Source organism: Pseudomonas urethralis, from assembly GCF_021602465.1.
In the GTDB taxonomy this organism is placed as follows: domain Bacteria; phylum Pseudomonadota; class Gammaproteobacteria; order Pseudomonadales; family Pseudomonadaceae; genus Aquipseudomonas; species Aquipseudomonas vlassakiae.
Window position 1 is genome coordinate 96,256 of the sequence record NZ_BQIJ01000007.1, and the last position, 18,442, is coordinate 114,697.

An 18,442-nucleotide genomic window follows, 5' to 3' on the forward strand; every position below is an offset into this window, starting at 1 on the left:
CCCCGCCAGTGCGAACTGGCGGGGCTTTTTCTTGGCTATCTGTTTACCCACGAAGCGGGCAATAGCGGCAGATCGATCAGTACAGGTTGGGCTCCATCTCCAACGCCACCCCGAACCGCTCCAGGATATCCGCCTGGATCCGCTGCGCCAGCGCATGCACCTGCGCACCACTCGCCTGGCCATAATTGACCAGCACCAGCGACTGCAACCGATGCACCCCGGCATCTCCCTCGCGATAACCTTTCCAGCCCGCTTGTTCGATCAACCAGCCCGCTGCCAGCTTCACCTGGCCGTCAGCCTGAGGATAAGCGACCACACCCGGATACTGGGTACGGATGCGCGCCACCTGCTCAGCCGACACGACCGGGTTCTTGAAGAAGCTCCCGGCATTTCCCAGCTCGGCGGGGTCCGGCAATTTCTCGCGACGAATGCTGCAAATCGCGTCACTGATCGCCTGCGCGGTCGGTTGTTCGACGCCCTGCTCCGCCAGCCGCTGGCGCACCGGGCCATAGTCCAGATGGGCCTGCAGCTCATGGCGCAGGGCAAAGCGTACACGCAGAATCAACCAACGCCCCGGGTTGCGCTTGAACACGCTGTCGCGGTAACCGAAAGCACAGGCTTGCAGGTTGAAATCGCGCAGTTCTCCGGTTTCACGGTCCAGCGCAGTCAGGCCGGCGAACACATCCTTGATCTCGACCCCATAGGCGCCGACATTCTGCATCGGCGCAGCCCCCACGGTGCCGGGGATCAGGCTGAGGTTTTCCAGGCCGCAGTAGCCTTGGGCCAACGACCATTGCACGAACGGGTGCCAGGGTTCACCCGCTTGCGCTTCGACCACCACACGTTCGCCATCGTCGCTCATCACCCGCCGACCACGGCTGGCCATGTGCAACACCACTGCGTCGATATCGCGGGTCAGCAGCAGGTTGCTCCCGCCCCCGATCACATGCACCGCCAGCTCGCGCTGGCGCGCCTGAGCCAGCACCTCGCGCACGTCTTCATCGCTGTGCGCCTGGGTGAAATAACGGGCTTTCACATCGATGCCAAAGGTGTTGTAGGGCTTCAGCGAAACCTGTTCCTGCCAGACCGCTGTCATAACCGCCCCTTGATTTCCACGACCAGCTCGCGGCACGCAGCCTCGATCAGGTCGAGCACCTGCTCGAAGCCCTCGGCACCGCCATAGTAAGGGTCCGGCACCTCGTCCAGGGCCGCGCCATAGCGGCGCAGGAACAGGTCGAGTTCGCCAGCGGCGTCGTGTGGGCGCAGGGCGCGCAAGTGGCCAAGGTTGCTTTCATCCATGGCCAGGATCAGGTCGTATTCGGCGAAGTGCGCCGGCTTGACCTGCTGGGCACGTTGCTGCGACAAGTCATAACCACGCGCCAGCGCAGCCTTGCAGGTGCGGCTGTCAGGTGCCTTGCCGACATGCCAGCCGCCGGTACCGGCAGACGCCACATGCACCTGCTCAGCCAGGCCGGCCACCTGCAACTGATGGCGCAGCACGCCTTCGGCGGTGGGCGAGCGGCAGATGTTGCCGAGGCAGACGAACAGGATGCGCATCAGGCCTCCAGCAAGCGCCGTACGCGCTCCAGGTCCTCAGGGGTATCGACGCCCACGGCTGGCGCTTCGATAGCATCCTCGACGTGAATGCGCACGCCATGCCACAGCGCACGCAACTGTTCCAGGGCCTCGGTCTGCTCGAGCCAGCACGGGCCCCAGCTGACGAAATCCTGGAGGAAGCCGACGCGGTAGGCGTACATGCCGATATGGCGGCGATACGGCACGCCTTCCGGCAGCACGTTACCATCCCTGGCAAAGGCATCACGGGCCCAAGGCAGCGGCGCGCGGCTGAATGTCAGGGCCAGGCCGTTCTTGTCGCTGACCACCTTGACGGCATTGGGGTTGAATACCGTGTCCGGCTCATGGATCGGCTCGGCCAGGGTGGCGATACCCGCCTCCGGGTGGGCAGCCAGGTTGGCGGCCACCTGGTCGATGATCACTGGTGGGATCAGCGGCTCGTCACCCTGCACGTTGACCACGATGGCCTCTGCCGCAAGGCCCAGGTGCTCGGCCACTTCGGCCAGGCGGTCGGTGCCCGATTCATGGTCGGCGCGGGTCATCAGCACTTCGGCGCCGAAGGCCTGGCAGGCTTCGAAGATGCTGGCGTCATCGGTGGCGATGACCACACGGCTGGCGCCACTCTTGCGCGCCTGCTCCCAGACATGCTGCACCATCGGCTTGCCAGCAATCGGCAGCAATGGCTTGCCTGGCAGGCGCGTGGAGCGCAGCCGGGCAGGAATGACCACGGTGAAGTTCACGCTCATTTGTCCAGGCGCTCGTCATCGGTCAGGGTGCGCGCCTCGCTTTCCAGCATCACCGGGATGCCGTCGCGGATCGGGTAGGCCAGGCCCGCGCCCTTGCTGATCAGCTCGGTCTTGTCGGCGCTGAGCTTGAGCGGGCCCTTGGTGATCGGGCAGGCCAGGATATCGAGCAGTTTGGTGTCCATGGAAGCGTCCTTGAGGCCAGATGGCCAGAAATTGAAGAAGGGCTCAGGGCTTACGCAGCAAGCGCTGCAGCTGGCTGTCGAACCAGGCGCCAAAGGCTGGCGTGGGCTGTGCCTTGACAGCCAGGTACCACCAGTCATCGCCAGCGAAGGCCCGGCATTTCACCGCATCCTTCTCGGTCATGACCAGCGGCAGCGGCGGGCTGAATGCCAGGCTTTCGGCGCTGAACTGCGCGTGGTCGGCAAAGGGATGCGGCACCGGTTGCCAGTTTAGCCCCAGCAGGGTATTGAAGAAACGTTGCGGGTTGCCGATACCGGCAACCGCGTGCAGGCGCTGGCCTGCCGGGAAATGATCCAGCCCACGGCGCTCGCCGCTGCGCAGGTTGACCAGGGCGGAAGGCTGCAGGCGGAAAGCGAACCCCTCGTCGCGGTCTTCACTGGCGCCGTTGAACAGTACGGCGTCGGCATCCTGCAGCCGCTCGGCAGGCTCGCGCAGCGGCCCGGCCGGCAGGCAACGGCGATTGCCAAGGCCACGGGCAGCATCGATCAGCACCAGTTCAAGGTCACGGGCCAGGCGGTAGTGCTGCATGCCATCGTCACACAGGATCAGGTCCAGTGGCTCGCTGGCCAGCAGCGCCTTCACCGCAGCAGATCGGTCAGGGTCGATCATCAGCGGCACATCCGTGCGCTGGACGATCAGCAAGGGTTCGTCGCCGGCCTGTGTGGCTGGCTGGCTGGCGTCCACACGCCATGGGTAGTGTGGCGGCCTGGCACCGTAACCACGGCTGACCACGCCAACCTTGAGGCCCTGGCGACGGCAATGCTCGATCAGCCAGAGAATCATCGGCGTCTTGCCGGTACCGCCCACGGTGATGTTACCCACCACGATGACCGGAACCGGCGCCCGGTAACTGGCGCTGTCCCCGCGGAGAAAACGCGCACGCTTGCGCGTCACCACGCGCCGGTACAGCGCTTCGAGCGGGCGCAGCAGTGCCAGGGCCGGATGCCCGGCATACCAGGCGGCGATCAAGCGGTCGGCGAGCGCCATCAAGGTGTCCCCTGGGCAGCCTCGACGGTGGTCATGCGCAGGTGGCTGAAACCGAGCTTGCCGGCGGCATCCATTGCGGTGATCACGGCCTGGTGCGGGGTCTTGCCATCGGCGCTGATGGCCAGCGGCAACTTGTTGTCACCCCCCGACTCGCGCTCGATGGCCTCGGTCAGGGTCGCCAGGTCGCTCTTGGGTAGCAGGTGATTGTTCACCGAATACACGCCATCGGCGCTGATGGTCACTTCAACCAGCTTGCCCTGGTCCGCCGGCGGCTGCTCGGCGCTCGCCGCCTCGGGCAGCTCGACACGCAACTGGGTCTCGCGGGTGAAGGTGGTGGTGACCACGAAGAACAGCAGCAGGACGAACACCACATCGATCAGCGATGCGAGGTTGATGTCGACGTTCTCCCGCTGGCGATTGCGCCGGAACTTCACGCCTTGCCTCCGGCCACTTCCACTTCGCGGTCGCCCTGGATCACCTCCACCAGCTTGATCGCCTCCTGCTCCATGCCCACCACCAGTTCGTCGATGCGGCGCAGCAGGAAGCGGTGGAAGAACACCGCCGGGATACCGACCATCAGGCCGGCTGCGGTGGTGACCAGGGCCTTGGAGATACCACCGGCCAGCACCGCGGCATTGGCGGTCATCTGCGAGCCCATGAAGGCGCTGAAAATGTCGATCATGCCCAGCACGGTGCCCAGCAGGCCGAGCAGCGGCGCCATGGCGGCGATGGTGCCGAGGGTGCTGATGTAGCGCTCGAGTTCGTGGATGACGCGCGAGGCGGCTTCCTCGATGCACTCTTTCATGATCTCGCGGCCATGGCGCGAATTGGCCAGGCCCGCCGCGAGGATCTCGCCCAGCGGTGAATCGGCACGCAGGGCCTTGAGCTTGTCACTGGTGAGTTGCTTGTCCTTGATCCACATCCACACCTGGCCCAGCAGGTGCGGCGGGGTAACGCGGCTGGCGCGCAGGGTCCACAGGCGCTCGACGACGATAGCCATGGCGGCGATGGAACTCAGAATGATCGGCAGCATCATCCAACCACCGGACTTGACCAATTCCCACACAGTAAACGCCCCTCTGGAAAAAGGCCGCCACTCTAACACAGGAGCGCAAGGGGCTCATCTGCCGGAGGTCAGGGAAATGGCAGGGCCGGCCTCTTCGCGGGCTTGCCCGCTCCCCCAGGTATCACGCCAGAAACGTCGCTGCCGCCGCACACCTTCAACTTCACCTTGCCCGCCCAAAACCAAGCGCAAAGCCCCGTCCACCGCCGTGTCATGCACCAATACCCCATGCCGCCCATACCGCTCGACCACCTGAGCATGCGGATGCCCGAAGCTGTTGTTACGCCCCCGCGAAATCAGCACCCCCCGCGGTGCCGTGGCGCGGATGAAGGCCTCGGTGGAGGATGTACGGCTGCCATGGTGCGGCGCCTGCAGCCAATCGATAGCGGGCGTTTCGGTATCCGCCAGCCAAGCCCGCTCGGCGCCGGCCTCCATATCCCCCGCCAGCAACATCCGCTCGCCTTGTGCCTCGACCATCAGCACGCAGGAGCGGTCGTTACTGCTTTGCCCGTCCACCCAGCGCCATAGCGAAAAATACACGCCGTCCCATGTCCATTGCTCACCACTGGCACAAGGCTGCAACTGCACGTCATCCAGCGCTTCACCGCCAATTGCCCGCTCGACCGGCAAGCTGCGCAGGATGGCCGCAGCACCGCCGGCATGGTCGGCATGGGCGTGACTGATCAGCATCAGGTCCAGGTGGTCCACCCCCAGCTTGCGCAGGGTTGGCAGCACCACCCGCTCGCCCAGATCGATCTCGCCCTTGGCCGGCCCGGCGTCGTACAGCAGGGTGTGATGCTGCGTGCGTAACAGCATCGCCAAGCCTTGGCCGACATCCAGTTGCCAGACTTCAACCTGCCCATGGGGCACCGGCTCCCTCGGCACCCACAAGGCCAGCAGCATGACCCCGCCCAACCCACGCAGCGGCACACCGCGAGGCAACAGCACCAGCAACGCCCCGATATACACCAGCAACCAGGCCCACAGCGGCAGGGCCGGCGGTATCCATGCCGGCCGCCACTCCGCCATCAGACCCAGCAGGTGGAACAGCATATCCAGCAAGCCACCCGCGACCCACAGCAGCCCCTCACCAACGCCCGCCAGCGGCAACAACAGCGTACCGAGCAATGCCAGCGGCAATACCGCAAGGCTGACCCAGGGCACCGCCAGCAGGTTTGCCGCAGGCGCACTCAGGCTGACCGGCAACCCCGTGGCCAACAGCACCGGCAGCAGGCCGACGGCGATCACCCACTGGGCCCGCGTCCACGCCTGCCAGGGTCGCCAGCCGCCAAGCCGTGCCGCAAAGCTGTAGATCAGGATCGCCACCGCCGCGAACGACAGCCAGAAGCCGGGGAGCAGCGCCGCCAGGGGTTCGGCCAGCAATACCAGGTTCAACGCCAGCAGCAGTGGGAACATCGCCCCCAGCTGGCGAAAGCGCAGACGCCACAGCAGCACCACCGCCAGCATCAAGCAGGCACGCTGCACCGGCACGCCCGCACCGGCCAGCCAGCCATAGCCCAACGCCGCCGCCAGTGCCAGGCCGCACGCCCACGGCAACCATGGCCACCCCTGCGGCCAGAGCCCCCAGCGCGCCAGGCCCGCAACCAAGGCATACAGCAAGCCCGCGACCAACCCGATATGTTGCCCGGAAATCACCAGCAAGTGCACCGTACCGGTCGCCTGCAACGCCTGCCACTGTTCGCGGGCCAGGCCCGCCCCGTCGCCGAGCACCAAGGCTACCAATGCCGCCTCCTGCCCCTGGGCATCGACCTTCAGCAGGCGCTCGCGCAGTGCGTCCCGCCACCCTGGCGCCACTGAGCGCATCAACTGGCCCGCCTTGACCGTGCCAGTGGCGCCGATACGGCGGGCCAGCAGCTGCGCCTCGCGATCCGGGCCATGCGGGTTCAGCAACCCGGCCGGGCGCTGCAAGGTGACTGCCATGCGCCACTGTTCGCCAGCATGGATGGTCGGGCCATCGAACCAGCTCAGCTGCAGACGCCTTGGCAGTTCGGCGCGGCGCGAATGCGGCTGCTCCAGCTCGAAGCGCACGCCCTGCGCGGTGCGCGTCGGCAACCCGACGACACGGCCTTGCAACCATAACGTGCGGCCATCCAGGCCGGGGGCCAAGCGGTCATCCAGCGCCAACTGCGCCGACCAGCAAGCCCAGCACAGCCCCAGCAGAAAACAGCCCAGCGGCCACAGGCGGGTGCACGCGCAGGCGCCACCCACCAGCAACAGCAATAGCAGCCACCCGACCGACGGCAATGCGGGGAGAAAGCCCAGGCACAACAGCCCGAGCGCGAGCGCAAACATCCCTGTGCGCATGAGGTAGAGCTCCAGAAGCGGAATCGCTTACTGAGGCATAGACGAAAAGCCGGCATGGCCCGCTCAACAATTGTCACAAACTCTAAACGAGGCTGAACGCGAATAAAGGCATACTGCCCCAATCAACGCTCCGGGAGCCTACATGCCGCGCCGACTTTTCAAACGCTACATGCCGGATCCGACCAGCATTCGGGAACACAAGTCCTTACGCTTTTTCGGCAAGCTGCTGCACGACCCGAACCTCTGGCACCTGAACCGCCACTCAGTGGCGCGGGCAATGGGGGTGGGCCTGTTCGCGGCGTTGATCCCCATTCCCATGCAGATGCTGCTGGCTGCGGCGCTGGCAATTCCGGTGCGCGGCAACCTGCCGATCGCCGTCAGCCTGGTCTGGCTGACCAACCCGCTGACCATGCCACCGGTGTTCTTCGTCACCTACATGACCGGCGCCTGGCTGATGCAGATCCCGCCGCGCTCGTTGCCCGACGAGCTGACCTTCGAATGGATCACCGACCAGCTGGCCACGCTGTGGCAGCCGTTTCTGCTGGGCTCGGTGGTGTGCGGGGTGGTGCTCGGCGTGGTCGCCTACTTCGCCACCCTGCTGTACTGGCGTTGGTGGATTGGCCGGCAGTGGCGCCGGCGCAAGCAACGGGTGTCAGGCGCGCATGCCGCGGCCGCTGACCAGCAGGCGCACACACAGCACGTAGAGCACCGCAGTGGCCACCAGCATGAAGGTGATCGCCGTGCCAATACTGATGTCCGACACCCCTAGGATGCCGTAGCGGAACGAGTTGACCATGTGCAGCACCGGGTTGGCCAGCGACACGGTCTGCCAGAACGGCGGCAGCAGGTTGATCGAGTAGAACACCCCGCCCAGGTAGGTCAGCGGCGTCAGCACGAAGGTCGGGATGATCGAGATATCGTCGAAGTTGCGTGCGAACACCGCGTTGACGAAGCCCAGCAACGAGAAGATGGTCGCGGTCAGCAGCACCACGATCACCGTCACGCCCAGGTGATGCACCTGCAGGTCGGTGAAGAACAGCGACAGGATGGTCACGATCACTCCGACCGCCAGCCCCCGCAGCACGCCACCCAGCACGTAGCCGACCAGGATGGTGTGCGGCGACACCGGCGACACCATCAGCTCTTCGATCGAGCGCTGGAACTTGCTGCCGAAGAAGCTCGACACCACGTTGCCGTAGGAGTTGGTGATCACCGACATCATGATCAGGCCTGGCACGATGTATTGCATGTAGGTGAAGCCGCCCATGTCGCCGATCTGCCGGCCGATCAGGTTACCGAAGATGACGAAGTATAAGACCATGGTGATCGCCGGCGGCAGCAGGGTCTGCGGCCAGATGCGCAGGAAGCGCCGCACTTCGCGATAGACGATGGTCTGCAGGGCGACCCAGTTGGTGCGCAGCTCCACACTCATACGGCCACCTTCGACAGGTTTTTTTCCACCAGGGACACGAACAGCTCCTCGAGTCGGTTGGTCTTGTTGCGCAGGCTCTGCACTTCGATGTTCTGCAGCGCCAGCTGGCCGAACAGCGCGGTGATGCCACTGTCTTTTTCCACCTGCACTTCCAGGGTGTGCGGGGTCAGCAGCCGGCACGGGTAGCCCTGCAGCACAGGCGCCGTTGCCAGGTCCTGCTTGAGGTCGAGGACGAAGGTCTCGACATGCAGCTTGCCCAGCAGCTGGCGCATGCTGGTGTTCTCGACGATGGTGCCGTGGTCGATGATGCCGATGTTCCGGCACAGCTGCTCGGCCTCTTCCAGGTAATGGGTGGTGAGGATGATGGTGATGCCTTTCTGGTTGAGCTCGGTGAGGAAGCTCCACATCGAGCGGCGCAGCTCGATGTCCACGCCCGCGGTCGGCTCGTCGAGGATCAACAGGCGCGGCTCGTGGATCAGCGCACGGGCGATCATCAGACGGCGCTTCATGCCGCCGGACAGCGAACGCGACGGCACGTCACGCTTGTCCCACAGGCCCAGCTGGGTCAGGTACTGCTCGGCGCGTTCCTTGGCGATTTTCGCCGGGATGCCGTAGTAGCCCGCCTGGGTCACGACGATGTCGAAGCACTTCTCGAACTGGTTGAAGTTGAACTCCTGCGGCACCACGCCCAGGCAGCGCTTGAGCGCCGAAGGCTCGCGGTCCAGGTCGTGGCCGAACACGTTGACCGTGCCGCTGGTCTTGTTGACCAGGGTCGAGAGGATGCCGATGGTGGTGGACTTGCCGGCCCCATTGGGGCCGAGCAAGGCAAAGAAATCGCCTTCGGCGACGTCCAGGTCGATGCCCTTGAGGGCCTGGAAGCCGTTGCCGTAGGTCTTGGTCAGCTGTCGGATGGACAGGGCGGAACTCATAGCGGGTCACTTACCGAAGAAAAAGGTGCAGGACACGCCAGGGCAGATCACTGGCGCAGTGAGTGCGGCCATGGTGCAAGGCCAGGTCGCACATGTACAGTCATGTGTATTGATAGTGACTATCGAAACAGCCGTGGTGTTCGATCAGGTCAGCGCGGTCATCACGGCGGCCTGATAAGCCGGGCGGGCCTTGAGGCGCGCATACCAGGCTTCCAGGTGGCGCATCGCCGGGCGTTCGATGGGCATTTCGAACCAGGCGTAGACGAAGCTACCCAGTGGGATGTCGCCCATGCCGATCTGGTCACCGGACAGGTACGGCTGTTTGGCCAGGGTCTCGTCTGCAATGGCCAGTAACTGGGCGCATTGCTTGTGTGCGGCGTTGATTGCCACCCAGTCGCGCTGGTCTTCCGGGGTGCGCAGCAGGCCCCAGAACAGCGGGCGGAACGGCGCGGCGAAGGACGAGGTGGTCCAGTCCATCCACTTGTCGGCCAGGGCGCGCTGGCGAGGGTCCTGCAGATACCAGCCTTGCTCCGCGCCATACTCGGCGCACAAGTAGCGGACGATGGTGTTGGACTCCCACAGGGTCAGGTCGCCGTCCTCGAGCATTGGCACCAGGCCGTTGGGGTTGCGGGCGCGGTAATGCGGCTCGTTGACCACGCCGAAGGCGCCGCCGGCGTCGATCGACTCGAAATCCAGGCCCAGTTCGTGGGCGATCCACAGCGCCTTGCGCACATTGCTCGAGTTCTTGCGGCCCCAGATCTTCAGCATGGCAACGTCCTTATGAATGCAGAGGTGGGACAGTCTACTCCAGGCAAACGATGCGCTGAAACTACCGCCGCCACACCCTGTCACTGTTCTGAACCTGCCGTTCACAGTGTTGCGTCTAAGCTGTCTGGGACGGCTCAAGCCCCCCCTGGTTCCAAGGAGGACCGATTATGTTGCTGTTGTGGTTGGTAGTGCTGGTGATCGGCGCGGCGTACCTCACGCACCGGCGCCTGGCGCCCTTGCAGATTCTCGGCATCATGGCGGCCTACGTGCTGCTGATGGGCCTCTTCAGCAACGCCCCTGGCTGGCTGCTGACCCTGATCTGGATCGTGCTGGCGCTGAAGATCGCCCTGGTGGCGTTGCCGGAGTGGCGCCGCAAGGTGTTCAGCGGCCCGGTGTTCAAATGGTTCCAGCGCACCCTGCCGCCGATGTCGCAGACCGAGCGCGAAGCCATCGATGCCGGCACCGTGTGGTGGGATGGCGAACTGTTCAGCGGTCGTCCCGACTGGCGCACCTTGCTCGCGTACCCGGCACCGAAACTCAGCGAAGAAGAACAGGCCTTCATCGATGGCCCGACAGAAGCGCTATGCGCCATGGTCAGCGACTGGCAGATCGGCCAGGACCTCGACCTGCCGCCCGAAGCCTGGGCGCATATCAAGCAGAATGGCTTCTTCGCCCTGATCATCCCCAAGGAGTACGGCGGCAAAGGCTTCTCCGCCTACGCCCACTCACAGGTGGCGATGAAACTGGCAACCCGCAGCGGTGACCTGGCCTCCACGGTGATGGTGCCCAATTCCCTTGGCCCCGCCGAATTGCTGCTGCATTACGGCACCGATGAACAACGCAACCACTACCTGCCCCGCCTGGCACGTGGCGAGGAAATCCCCTGCTTCGCCCTCACCGGCCCCCTGGCCGGCTCCGACGCCGGTGCCATGCCCGACACTGGCGTGATCTGCAAGGGCCAGTGGAAGGGCGAAGAGGTCATCGGCCTGCGCCTGAACTGGGAGAAGCGCTACATCACCCTGGGCCCGGTCGCCACCTTGCTGGGCCTGGCATTCAAGGCCTACGACCCGGACCATCTGCTGGGCGAAGAAGAAGAACTGGGCATCAGCCTGGCACTGATCCCCACCGACACACCTGGCGTGGAGATCGGCAAGCGCCACCTGCCCCTGGGCGCCGCCTTCATGAACGGCCCCAACAGCGGCAAGGACGTGTTTGTGCCGCTCGACTGCCTGATCGGCGGCCAGGCCATGCTCGGCAAGGGCTGGATGATGCTGATGAACTGCCTCTCGGTCGGCCGCTCGATCTCGCTGCCCGCCGTGGGCACCGGTGCCGCCAAGTACACCAGCCTGGTCACCGGCCAGTACGCCAGCATCCGCGAGCAGTTCAACGTGCCGCTGGCAGCCTTCGAGGGCATCCAGGAATCACTGGCGCGCATCGGCGGCAACGCCTGGTTGATGGACAGCGCCCGCCTGCTCACCGCCAAGGCCGTAGACCTGGGCGAAAAACCCTCGGTGCTGTCGGCGATCCTCAAGTACCACCTCACCGAGCGCGGCCGCGAATGCATCCAGCACGCCATGGACGTGCATGGCGGCAAGGGCATCATCATGGGCCCGAACAACTACCTGGGACGCAACTGGCAGGGCGCGCCGATCTTTATCACCGTCGAGGGCGCCAACATCCTCTCGCGCAACCTGATGATCTTCGGCCAGGGCGCGATCCGCTGCCACCCGTTCGTCCTCCGGGAAATGGCCCTGGCCGCCCGCGAGGACCGCGACCAGGCGCTGGTCGAGTTCGATGACCTGCTGATGAAGCACATCATGTTCGCCGCCGGCAATGCGGCCAGCACCCTGGTCTACGGCCTTGGGCTGGGTCGTCTGGAGCGGGTGCCGGGCGATGCCCTGAGCCAGGGCTACTTCCGAGCCCTCAACCGCCAGGCGGCGGCATTCGCGATGATGGCCGACCTGTCGATGATGCTGCTGGGCGGGGCGCTCAAGCGCCGCGAACGCCTCAGTGCCCGCCTCGGCGATGTGCTGAGCCACCTGTACCTGGCCAGCGCCGCGCTCAAGCGTTATCACGACCAGGGTTCGCCCGAGTACCTGCAGCCGCTGTTGCGCTGGGCCATGGAAGAAAGCCTGGGCCAGGCGGAGCGTGCACTGGACCGCCTGCTCGACAACTTCCCCAACCGCTTCGTCGGCTGCGCACTGCGGCTGCTGGTGTTCCCCTTTGGCCGTCGCCATACCGGCCCCAGTGATGAACTGGATGCCGAGGTGGCCGAGCTGATCGGGCGACGCAAGGGCGACCCGGCGCTGGAAGAGTTGCTGGCCGGCTGCTACCGCCCGCAGGCAGAAAACGACCCGGTCGCAGCCCTGCAACGGGCCAGCGACCTGCTCGACGACACGGCGCCGCTGCGCAAGGCACTGCATCAGGCCATCAAGGAAGGCAAAGTCCAGCCAGGCCCCGGCCAGGCCGGCATCGATGCCGCCGTCGAGGCCGGCGTGCTGCAACCCGGTGAAGGCCAGCGGCTGCACGCTGCCGAACAGGCGCGGCGCAGGGTGATCGATGTCGATGCCTTCGACAAGGCGCAATTGCTCGCCGAGCCCGGCAAGGTACGCTGACCCTTCGCGAGCACCGGGGGGCGGCGTATACTCCGCCCCCCGTTTCAGCCATACCGAGGACCCATTCCATGGCCAACCCCTACCTGGAATATCACCTGCAACTGCTCCAGCACCTGCGCACCATCCTGGTCGCATTGGGTGAAGCAGAACAGGTGCCGGAAGAAAGCCACGCCCTGTTCCTCGAACGCTTCGACGAACTGCTGACGCTGTTGCCGCAGGACCCGCTGGAAAGCCAGTACCTGGGCCAGGACCTGATCTGTCAGGTGATCCAGCGCTACCCGCAAATTGCCCACCTGGTGCCACGTGACCTGTTGTGGTTCTTCGCTGGCGACTGCCTGCACTTCATGCCGGACGAAGAGCTGGCGCTTTACCAGCAGCTTGAAGAGCGTCGCTTTGAGGCCGAACAGGCAGGCGAACCATTTGACTGGAATCTCGAAAAGCAACTGCTGAGCCACAGCGCTCCTGGCAATACTCACTGATCTGATTGCATAGGCGCTCTGGTCATACCAGAGCGCCCATGCAGTTTCACACCGTCAGAGTAGGCAACAAAGCGAAAAGTCACACAACTAACTCACTTATTCCTACAGCCTGATCATACTCATGACAATTAGAATCAGCACCGAGGCAATAATTGGAAACACCCAATTCACACCTCGCTCTGAAATCTAACTAACCCATTCAATCAGGTTATGTCATGAAGAAGTCCTTAGTTCTATCGCTCGGCCTGCTTACTGGCCTGGCAGGCAATACTGCGTTCGCTAAAACCGGCTCGATATTCCTTGAAGGCAGTATCACACCTGAAACTTGCCCTATCGAAGTCGTCAACCCTGGCGACGGTGGTGCGAATGACCGCGTCTCTATGGGCGACATTCCCGTGGGGCGGTTCACCGGCCCCAACATTGAAGTCCGCGGTGCTTCCTTTGATATCCGCATACCCGATAAAGCGACCTGCGCCATCGACAAGGACAACGCCTTCGTGAAGTTTGATGGTGATGCAGACATCAGTGGCGATTATTTCAGGGTTGACCCCGTTGCAGACGCGGCAAAAAACGTCTCGATCGTCATCAGGGACCGCACCACGGCCTCAATCAAACCCGGTGAAACCTCGGTTGATTACCCACTCAACGCTACAGGCCCAACCGACCTTCGGTTCGACGCCTATTACCGCTCCACCGCAACCGACGTAACTCACGGCCCTGCATCGGCGAAAGTTAGCTATACCGTCGACTATCGTTGATAACCCTTTAATTCTGTGCCTTCTGGCACGAGCCAGACCATCCAGGCGTAATCATGCGTCTGGATGCAGCGAGTCACCCGATGATCAAACAGTTCATTCTCACGATACCCGTTCGTGTCGTCGCCTGCGCCTGCCTGAGTTTATCGATGCTCACCGTTTCGCTAACCAGCCATGCTGCCTTGACATTGAACAGTACCCGCATCGTTTTCAACGGCGACAAACGCAGTTCATCCGTGGTCATAAGAAATCCGTCAAAAAATACCTATGCCGTACAGACCTGGATAAACACCGAGGCTGACGACAATACGACCAGCGTACCCTTTGCTACGTCCCCGCCCCTGTTCAAGATCAATCCGAGCGGTGAACAACTTCTGCAAATCAATGGACTGCCCAATACATTGCCACACGACCGCGAGTCGCTGTTTTTCTTCAATCTGCAGGAGATTCCGCAAGCCACCACCGAGACCAGCAACCAACTCAACATTGCCATGCGCACACGCGTCAAACTGTTTTATCGGCCGGCAAAGCTCAAGGGCAAGCCTACAGACCACCTGAAGTCGCTGACGTTTTCCGTGACTGAACGTGACGGGGTGAAACAGTTGCTGGTCAACAACCCTTCGCCGTTCCACATCACCTTCATTCGCCTGAAAGTGGATGGCCAAGGGCAGCAACACACGCTGAAGAATACCGCCATGCTGGCGCCGTTCAGTGAACGACTGTATCCACTGCCCGGCATCGCTCGAACTGCTGGCCTGCAAGCGCATTTTTCCGTCATCAATGACTACGGTGGCTACACCGACCCGCTGAGCGCGCCTGTCCAACCGGCCAACTAGGGCCTGCCCCGCACGCATCCAGGAATCGTCATCATGATCCCCTCCTCACTACGCTGGCGCACGTCGCGCAGGCAGCGCAGCGCCTTGCTGTGCCTGCTGGGCAGCTCGTCATTGCTCGCAATGCCCGGCACACAAGCCGACCCAGTATTTCAGAGCGGGTTCCTGCGCCAGGTACCTGGCCAGACCGAAGAAACCAACGCCTGGTCCCTGAGCCTGTTGACCAGCGATCAGGCACTCGCGCCTGGCCGCTACCGGGTAAGCGTACAGGTCAACCTCGAGCCTGTCGGCCAACACGAACTGGACTTCCAGCCTGGTCCGGACGAAGCACTGCTGCCGTGCCTCCCCGCCGCACTGCTTGGCGAATGGGGGCTGCGCCTGGACGCATTGGCCAACCCGGATGACCAGGCCGCAACCTGCCTGGATTTGCCGGCAGTGGTCCCAGGTGCGCAGATTGTCTTCACCCCGGGGGAGTTGCACTTGGCCCTCTCGATTCCACAGATCGCCATGCGCCGGGACAGCATCGGCCAGGTCGACCCTTCACGCTGGGACAGCGGTATCAATGCCGCATTCGTCAACTATCAGGCCTCCACACTGCAGGGCCACAATCGCTATTCTGGCCGTTACACCAGTAATGACCTGTACCTGAACAGCGGCATCAACCTGGGCGACTGGCGCCTGCGCAGCAGCCAGTCGTGGCGCCAGGGCAGCCAGGGCGAGACCGAATGGACCCGGGCACAGGCCTACGCCCAGCGCGATATCCCGGGCACCCGCGCCAACCTGACGATTGGCGAGACCTTCACCGAAGGTGACGTGTTCCGCTCGGTACCGATCACTGGCGTGCGCGTGGCCTCGGACATGGGCATGCTGGCCGACAACCAGCGCGGCTACGCCCCGATCATTCGCGGTGTTGCGCAGAGCCGGGCGAAAGTCGAAGTCTGGCAGAATGGTTATCCGATCTACTCGACGTACGTGAGTGCCGGCCCCTATGCCATCGACGACCTCAGCACGGCAGGTAGCGGCGAACTGGAAATCGTCCTGACCGAGGCCGATGGTCAGGTACGCCGCTTCAGCCAGCCCTACTCGACCATCAGCAACCTGCTGCGCCCAGGTGTCTGGCGTTACAGCGCCACGCTCGGGCAGTACAACCCTTCCAGTGATTTCGATACCCCCCTGCTCTGGCAGGGCACGCTGGCCATGGGCTCGCACTGGAACACCACGCTTTACGGCGGCCTGATGGCCAGCGAATTCTACCGCGCAGGCAACCTGGGGCTGAGCAAGGACCTGGGCAGCCTGGGTGCCGTGGCCTTCGATGTGACCCAGGCCTACAGCGCAATCGATAATGCCCATGAACGCGAAGTGCAGGGTTCCAGCTATGCGCTGAAGTATGCCAAGGCCTTCACCACCCAGACCAACTTGCGCTTTGCCGGCTACCGCTACTCAACGCAAGGCTACCGCGACTTCGATGAAGCCGTGCGCCAGCGCAACCACGACGCGAAGTACAACGGCAGCCGTCGCAGCCGCCTGGAGGCGTCGGTGCACCAGAATCTGGGCAAGGCCAGCTCGCTGACGTTGACCCTGTCGCAGCAGGACTACTGGCAGCGCAGTGCGACCCAACGGCAATACCAGTTCAATTTCAACACCCATCATCGGGGCGTTGGCTACAACCTGTTCGCCTCACAGTCGTTGACCGACCGCTATGGCAGTGATCGTCAGTTCGGCCTGAGCGTGACGATGCCCTTGCATTTCGGTCGCTCTGCCAATGCCAGCTTTGACCTTCAGCACAACGCCAGGGGCTACAGCCAGCGCGCCACGCTCAACGGCAGTGACCACGAGCGTGCGCTAAGCTACAGCACCAGCCTGAGCCGCGACGAGCACGCGCGCCAGACCGCCGCGCTGTCGCTCGGCCATCAGGCGCCCTATGCCAGCCTGGGTGCGGGTTACACCGAAGCCGACGACTATCGCAGCCTGTCACTGAATGCCAGTGGCGCCGTGCTGTTGCATGCCGACGGGCTGGAATTCGGCCGCTACCTGGGGGACACCGCTGCGTTGATCGAAGTCCCCGGCGTGGCCGATGTCGGGCTGCAGAACGCAACCGGAACTCGCACCAATGCGCGCGGCTATGCACTGCTGCCTTACCTGCAGCCCTACCGGAACAATGCGGTGGTACTGGAAACCGACCGCCTTGACCCACAGGTGGAAATCGACAACGGGGTCGCCCAGGTGGTGCCACGCCGAGGTGCGATCATCAAGCACCGCTTCGAGGCTCGTCACGTTTCACGTCTGGTGCTGACCCTGCACGATGCCCACGGCAAGCCGCTGCCCTTCGGAGCCCAGGTACGCGGCGAAGATGGCGACCCTCTCGGCATGGTAGGCCAGGCCGGCCTGGTAATGCTCACCACGCCAAGCCATGCGCAGCCGTTGCACGTGCGCTGGGGCGACCAGCCTGACACCCGCTGCGAACTGCACCTGGATGCAGCTGATGCACCCATCGTCGACGGCTATCGCCTGCAAACCCTGACCTGTCTCTAGCAACCCGCTCGCGCGACAGCCGTGCCCGCGGCTGCGCGCCTCAGGACCCCCATGAAAACCATCAACAAGACCCTGTGCCAGGCTCTGCTGGCCACCCTGACATTGCCTGCGGCACACGCCATGGCCATGACTAACGATGAAAACTACTGTGAGTTCCAGGAGCTGCGCAGTGGTTACCTCAAGGTCCATGTTCGCGAAATGGGCACACTGTATGTGCCACGCGATGCGCGAATCGGCACGACGATCGGCACACCAGGCTCGCCCGACCCCACCGCCGACCAGAACAATCTCGTCCTGACCTGCTCGACCTACGGCGAGCGCATCAATTTCGAACACAAGGCCGTACACGGCATCCATACTCACGTGCAGGCGGTTGACGGGCAATTTCACCGTGCCCCCATTCTCAAGACCAACATCCCGGGGGTCGGCGCGATCGTAGAGATGCTGGCCCCGTTTCTTGGCGGCGCCGATCAGTTCATCCCCGACAGCTACCCGCCAATGGTCCCCTTCACGTCCTACTACGAGCAGACCCGGCTGAGTCCGGTCGCGATAGGCTCGTTTCGTCACAGGCTCACCCTGGTCAAGACCGGCGAGCTGACGCCGGGCGTGCATCAGCTGGATGGCCCGCTGGTTACCGGCCACCTGGGCTGGAAGGGGTTCGGCAAGGTCCAGGAGTTTTCTGTCAGGGCAACCATCATCCAGACCCAGTGCGAGGTGCAGGCCGATGCGGTCAGCGCCAACCCGGTGGACCTTGGCCATTGGAACACCAGCGACTTCACCCATCTCGGCTATACCACCCTGCCAACCGACTTCCAGATCCGCCTGAACAACTGCCAGGTAGACCCTGACGAGGATAACCAGACCCTTGCCACCATCGAGCTCGATGGCAGCAATGGCTCTGGTCCGGTCGGCCCTCCGGGTGAAAACGTGTTCAGCCTGACTCACGACTCCGAAGCCCGTGGCATGGGTATCCAGATGCTTTACAACGGCGATCCGATGCCCCTGAACCAGGAGCTCGACCTGGTGCCCGTGACCCGCGGCAACGTAACTTTGAACTTCAAGGCGCGCTTCTTCCAGACCGAGCCGAGCAGCGCCGTGCGGGCCGGCTCGGCCAAAGGGGCGCTGAACTTCACCATTCGCTACCGCTAGGCACGCCAAGGCCG

The 18,442-nt window shown here is 63.8% G+C and carries 18 protein-coding genes; 7 read left to right on the forward strand and 11 right to left on the reverse strand.

What is annotated here, in order from left to right:
* Positions 1-76: 76 nt before the first annotated feature.
* Genes murB through L6D64_RS13635 form a run of 8 tightly spaced genes read right to left on the reverse strand, consistent with a single transcriptional unit; the run spans position 77 to position 6,936 of the window.
* Positions 77-1,096, reverse strand: a complete 1,020-nt coding sequence (murB, locus tag L6D64_RS13600; RefSeq protein ID WP_176507632.1) for a UDP-N-acetylmuramate dehydrogenase — start codon at positions 1,094-1,096, stop codon at positions 77-79.
* The gene (locus tag L6D64_RS13605; protein WP_176507633.1) at positions 1,093-1,557 is read right to left on the reverse strand and encodes a low molecular weight protein-tyrosine-phosphatase; all 465 of its coding nucleotides are present in this window, start codon (positions 1,555-1,557) and stop codon (positions 1,093-1,095) included. The genes murB and L6D64_RS13605 overlap by 4 nt, the downstream gene beginning before the upstream one ends.
* Positions 1,557-2,321: a 3-deoxy-manno-octulosonate cytidylyltransferase gene (kdsB, locus tag L6D64_RS13610; protein ID WP_176507634.1), complete on the reverse strand. Its 765-nt coding sequence runs from the start codon at positions 2,319-2,321 to the stop codon at positions 1,557-1,559. The genes L6D64_RS13605 and kdsB overlap by 1 nt, the downstream gene beginning before the upstream one ends.
* Positions 2,318-2,503, reverse strand: coding sequence for a Trm112 family protein (locus L6D64_RS13615; RefSeq protein ID WP_003247142.1), 186 nt, complete (start codon positions 2,501-2,503; stop codon positions 2,318-2,320). The genes kdsB and L6D64_RS13615 overlap by 4 nt, the downstream gene beginning before the upstream one ends.
* A 43-nt stretch (positions 2,504-2,546) precedes the next feature.
* Positions 2,547-3,548: a tetraacyldisaccharide 4'-kinase gene (lpxK, locus tag L6D64_RS13620; RefSeq protein WP_176507635.1), complete on the reverse strand. Its 1,002-nt coding sequence runs from the start codon at positions 3,546-3,548 to the stop codon at positions 2,547-2,549.
* The gene (locus tag L6D64_RS13625; RefSeq protein ID WP_176507636.1) at positions 3,548-3,982 is read right to left on the reverse strand and encodes an ExbD/TolR family protein; all 435 of its coding nucleotides are present in this window, start codon (positions 3,980-3,982) and stop codon (positions 3,548-3,550) included. Before L6D64_RS13625 ends, lpxK begins: the two co-directional genes overlap by 1 nt.
* Positions 3,979-4,614: a MotA/TolQ/ExbB proton channel family protein gene (locus tag L6D64_RS13630; protein WP_016391244.1), complete on the reverse strand. Its 636-nt coding sequence runs from the start codon at positions 4,612-4,614 to the stop codon at positions 3,979-3,981. Before L6D64_RS13630 ends, L6D64_RS13625 begins: the two co-directional genes overlap by 4 nt.
* 54 nt (positions 4,615-4,668) lie before the next feature.
* Positions 4,669-6,936, reverse strand: a complete 2,268-nt coding sequence (locus L6D64_RS13635; RefSeq protein WP_176507637.1) for a DNA internalization-related competence protein ComEC/Rec2 — start codon at positions 6,934-6,936, stop codon at positions 4,669-4,671.
* Between the two features lie 142 nt (positions 6,937-7,078).
* Here L6D64_RS13635 and L6D64_RS13640 point away from each other — a divergent pair, with 142 nt between their 5' ends.
* The gene (locus L6D64_RS13640) at positions 7,079-7,705 is read left to right on the forward strand and encodes a DUF2062 domain-containing protein (RefSeq protein ID WP_176507638.1); all 627 of its coding nucleotides are present in this window, start codon (positions 7,079-7,081) and stop codon (positions 7,703-7,705) included.
* On the opposite strand, the gene L6D64_RS13645 is transcribed toward L6D64_RS13640, so the two are convergent.
* The 3 genes from L6D64_RS13645 to L6D64_RS13655 all read right to left on the reverse strand — a co-directional run bounded on the left by L6D64_RS13645 (position 7,589) and on the right by L6D64_RS13655 (position 10,065).
* Positions 7,589-8,368 carry an ABC transporter permease gene (locus L6D64_RS13645; RefSeq protein WP_176507639.1) on the reverse strand — a complete coding sequence of 260 codons (780 nt, stop codon included), beginning with the start codon at positions 8,366-8,368 and terminating at the stop codon, positions 7,589-7,591. The two genes, L6D64_RS13640 and L6D64_RS13645, sit on opposite strands and share 117 nt — an antisense overlap.
* The gene (locus L6D64_RS13650) at positions 8,365-9,297 is read right to left on the reverse strand and encodes an ABC transporter ATP-binding protein (protein ID WP_176507640.1); all 933 of its coding nucleotides are present in this window, start codon (positions 9,295-9,297) and stop codon (positions 8,365-8,367) included. The genes L6D64_RS13645 and L6D64_RS13650 overlap by 4 nt, the downstream gene beginning before the upstream one ends.
* A 144-nt stretch (positions 9,298-9,441) precedes the next feature.
* Complete coding sequence (locus L6D64_RS13655) at positions 9,442-10,065, reverse strand: glutathione S-transferase (RefSeq protein WP_176507641.1); 624 nt, start codon at positions 10,063-10,065, stop codon at positions 9,442-9,444.
* 167 nt (positions 10,066-10,232) lie between these two features.
* Between L6D64_RS13655 and L6D64_RS13660 the strand changes: the two genes are divergently transcribed.
* The 6 genes from L6D64_RS13660 to L6D64_RS13685 all read left to right on the forward strand — a co-directional run bounded on the left by L6D64_RS13660 (position 10,233) and on the right by L6D64_RS13685 (position 18,428).
* Positions 10,233-12,680, forward strand: coding sequence for an acyl-CoA dehydrogenase (locus L6D64_RS13660; RefSeq protein WP_176507642.1), 2,448 nt, complete (start codon positions 10,233-10,235; stop codon positions 12,678-12,680).
* Between the two features lie 68 nt (positions 12,681-12,748).
* Positions 12,749-13,159, forward strand: coding sequence for a PA2817 family protein (locus tag L6D64_RS13665; RefSeq protein ID WP_176507643.1), 411 nt, complete (start codon positions 12,749-12,751; stop codon positions 13,157-13,159).
* A 215-nt stretch (positions 13,160-13,374) separates the two neighbouring features.
* The gene (locus L6D64_RS13670; RefSeq protein ID WP_176507644.1) at positions 13,375-13,917 is read left to right on the forward strand and encodes a fimbrial protein; all 543 of its coding nucleotides are present in this window, start codon (positions 13,375-13,377) and stop codon (positions 13,915-13,917) included.
* Positions 13,918-13,970: 53 nt separating this feature from the next.
* On the forward strand, positions 13,971-14,750 hold the full coding sequence (locus tag L6D64_RS13675; RefSeq protein WP_176507645.1) for a fimbrial biogenesis chaperone: 780 nt from the start codon (positions 13,971-13,973) through the stop codon (positions 14,748-14,750).
* A 33-nt stretch (positions 14,751-14,783) separates the two neighbouring features.
* Positions 14,784-17,279: a fimbria/pilus outer membrane usher protein gene (locus L6D64_RS13680; RefSeq protein ID WP_176507646.1), complete on the forward strand. Its 2,496-nt coding sequence runs from the start codon at positions 14,784-14,786 to the stop codon at positions 17,277-17,279.
* 51 nt (positions 17,280-17,330) lie between these two features.
* Positions 17,331-18,428: a fimbrial protein gene (locus L6D64_RS13685; RefSeq protein WP_176507647.1), complete on the forward strand. Its 1,098-nt coding sequence runs from the start codon at positions 17,331-17,333 to the stop codon at positions 18,426-18,428.
* Positions 18,429-18,442 lie beyond the last annotated feature (14 nt).